The organism is Pseudomonas sp. R62, from assembly GCF_000257605.1.
Taxonomy (GTDB): Bacteria; Pseudomonadota; Gammaproteobacteria; order Pseudomonadales; family Pseudomonadaceae; genus Aquipseudomonas; species Aquipseudomonas atacamensis.
In genome coordinates this window covers 305,672-308,663 of the sequence record NZ_JH635998.1, presented here as the reverse complement: position 1 = coordinate 308,663, position 2,992 = coordinate 305,672, and the positions used below count along the sequence as shown (strand labels likewise).

At 59.6% G+C, this 2,992-nt stretch carries 2 protein-coding genes; both read right to left on the bottom strand.

Going from position 1 to position 2,992, the window contains the following annotated elements; translation table 11 throughout:
- Nucleotides 1-74: 74 nt before the first annotated feature.
- Nucleotides 75-857: a hydroxypyruvate isomerase gene (gene hyi / locus OQK_RS02870; RefSeq protein WP_016771027.1), complete on the bottom strand. Its 783-nt coding sequence runs from the start codon at nucleotides 855-857 to the stop codon at nucleotides 75-77.
- A gap of 138 nt (nucleotides 858-995) precedes the next feature.
- Nucleotides 996-2,771 carry a glyoxylate carboligase gene (gene gcl / locus OQK_RS02865; RefSeq protein ID WP_016771026.1) on the bottom strand — a complete coding sequence of 592 codons (1,776 nt, stop codon included), beginning with the start codon at nucleotides 2,769-2,771 and terminating at the stop codon, nucleotides 996-998.
- Nucleotides 2,772-2,992 lie beyond the last annotated feature (221 nt).

Sequence of the window (2,992 nt, the reverse complement as noted above, 5' to 3'; positions counted from 1 at the left end):
GAGCTTTTGTGGCGAGGGGATTTATCCCCGTTGGGCAGCGCAGCTGCCCCAGATTTTTTGCAATGCGTGGTCAATCAGATTGCGTTGTGTGATTTCAACCAGCTCAGGCCCGCTTCGGTGGTGGTCAGCGGTTTGTACTCGCAACCAACCCAACCCTGATAACCGATGCGGTCAAGGTGTTCGAACAGGAAGCGGTAGTTGATCTCGCCGGTGCCCGGCTCGTTGCGCCCCGGGTTGTCCGCGAGTTGCACATGGTTGATCTCGCCCAGGTGCGATTGCAGGGTGCGGGCCAGATCGCCTTCCATGATTTGCATGTGATAGATGTCGTATTGCAGGAACAGATTGGCGCTGCCGACCTGTTCGCGAATCGACAGGGCTTGCGCCGTGTTGTTCAGGTAGAAACCGGGAATGTCGCGGGTGTTGATCGCTTCCATCACCAGTTTGATGCCCACCGCTTGCAGCTTGTCGGCGGCGTATTTGAGGTTGGCGACGAAAGTCTTTTCCACGGTGGCATCGTCAACGCCTTGCGGGCGGATGCCGGCCAGGCAGTTGACCTGGGTGTTGCCCAGCACCTGTGCGTAAGCGATCGCCAGATCGACCCCGGCGCGGAATTCTTCGACCCGATCCGGCAGGCAGGCAATACCGCGCTCGCCCTTGGCCCAGTCACCGGCCGGCAGGTTGAACAGCACTTGGGTCAGCCCGTTGGCCTCGAGTTTTGCCTTGATTTCAGCCGAGCTGAAGTCGTACGGGAACAGGTATTCCACGCCACTGAAACCGGCCTTGGCGGCGGCGTCGAAACGGGCAAGGAAATCCTGTTCGGTGAACAGCATGGACAGGTTGGCTGCGAAACGCGGCATGGTGGTCTCCCGTTCTAGATTCTCGTTCCCACGCTCTGCGTGGGAATGCCTCAATGGACGCTCTGCGTCCGCTTTGGGACGCAGAGCGTCCCGGGCTGCATTCCCACGCAGAGCGTGGGAACGATCAGCAGTCAGCAGTTAATCCAACATCGAAATCGCCGTCGGCGCGTCATTGCCGACCAGTGCCAGGTCTTCGAACTCGTTGACCGCGTTGATCTCGGTACCCATGGAGATGTTGGTCACACGCTCCAGAATGATCTCGACGATCACCGGCACCTTGAACTCTTCGATCATCTGTTCGGCCTTGCGCAGCGCAGGGGCGATTTCCGACGGTTCGAACACACGCAGCGCCTTGCAGCCTAGGCCTTCGGCGACTGCGATGTGGTCAACCCCGTAACCGTTGAGTTCCGGCGCGTTGAGGTTATCGAAGGACAGCTGCACGCAGTAGTCCATTTCGAACCCGCGCTGGGCCTGACGGATCAGGCCCAGGTACGAGTTGTTCACCACTACGTGGATGTACGGCAGTTTGAACTGAGCGCCGACCGCCAGTTCTTCGATCATGAACTGGAAATCATAGTCCCCCGACAGGGCCACGACTTTGCGGTTCGGATCGGCCTTCACCACGCCCAGCGCCGCCGGAATGGTCCAGCCCAACGGGCCGGCCTGACCGCAGTTGATCCAGTGACGCGGCTTGTAGACGTGCAGGAACTGCGCGCCGGCAATCTGCGACAGACCAATGGTGCTGACGTAGCAGGTGTCCTTGCCGAACACCTGGTTCATTTCTTCGTAAACGCGCTGCGGCTTGACCGGCACGTTGTCGAAGTGGGTCTTGCGATGCAGGCTGGCCTTGCGCTGCTGGCAATCCTGCAGCCAGGCGCTGCGGTTCTTCAGCTTGCCGGCGGCTTGCCATTCACGGGCGACTTCAATGAACACGGTCAGCGCTGCCGCGGCGTCGGAAACGATGCCCAGATCCGGCGTGAACACGCGGCCGATCTGCGTGCCTTCGATGTCGACGTGAATGAACTTGCGGCCTTCGGTGTAGACATCCACCGAACCGGTGTGGCGGTTGGCCCAACGGTTACCAATGCCCAGCACCACGTCGGATTTGAGCATCGTCGCGTTGCCGTAACGGTGCGAAGTCTGCAGACCGACCATGCCGACCATCAGCGGGTGATCGTCAGGGATGGTGCCCCAGCCCATCAGGGTCGGGATGACCGGAATACCAGTCAGCTCAGCGAATTCAACCAGCAGATCGCTGGCGTCGGCGTTGATGATGCCGCCGCCGGCCACCAGCAGTGGGCGCTCAGCTTGATCCAGCAAAGCCAAAGCTTTTTCAACCTGAACGCGGGTCGCAGTCGGCTTGGCCAATGGCAGCGGTTGGTAAGCGTCGATGTCGAATTCGATCTCGGCCATCTGCACGTCGAACGGCAGATCGATCAGCACCGGGCCTGGACGGCCGGAGCGCATTTCATAGAAGGCTTTCTGGAATGCGTAAGGCACTTGGCCCGGCTCCAGAACCGTGGTTGCCCACTTGGTGACTGGCTTGACGATGCTGGTGATGTCGACAGCCTGGAAATCTTCCTTGTGCATACGGGCGCGGGGTGCCTGACCGGTGATGCAGAGGATTGGAATCGAGTCGGCCGAGGCGCTGTAGAGCCCGGTAACCATGTCGGTACCGGCCGGGCCGGACGTGCCGATGCACACGCCGATGTTGCCGGCCTTGGTGCGGGTGTAGCCCTCGGCCATGTGCGAGGCGCCTTCAACGTGGCGAGCAAGGACGTGATCGATGCCACCGACCTTCTGCAAGGCGGAGTACAGCGGGTTGATCGCGGCGCCCGGGATGCCAAAAGCGGTATCAACCCCTTCGCGGCGCATCACCAGAACGGCGGCTTCGATTGCTCTCATTTTGCTCATGGTTTTGTGCCTCTTTACGTTTTGTAATTGTATACAAGTGGCTTTGCGCAGAGTGTATTCACGGCGGACGGCGCAGGTCAATCCATTTTCTCAAGCGCCTGTTTCATTCGTCGGAAGCTCGCTGCGCTGTGGCTTTTCGTCGCATGTGGCGCTTTTCGAGAATTATTGTATACAAAAAAATAACTCATTGTGTTCTATTTGTGTCACCGGACTGCGGCACA

What these genes read in the sequence shown, in the direction of transcription:
- hyi (WP_016771027.1), bottom strand. Translation starts at nt 857, where the DNA reads ATGCCGCGTTTCGCAGCCAACCTGTCCATGCTGTTCACCGAACAGGAT.
- gcl (WP_016771026.1), bottom strand. Translation starts at nt 2,771, where the DNA reads ATGAGCAAAATGAGAGCAATCGAAGCCGCCGTTCTGGTGATGCGCCGC.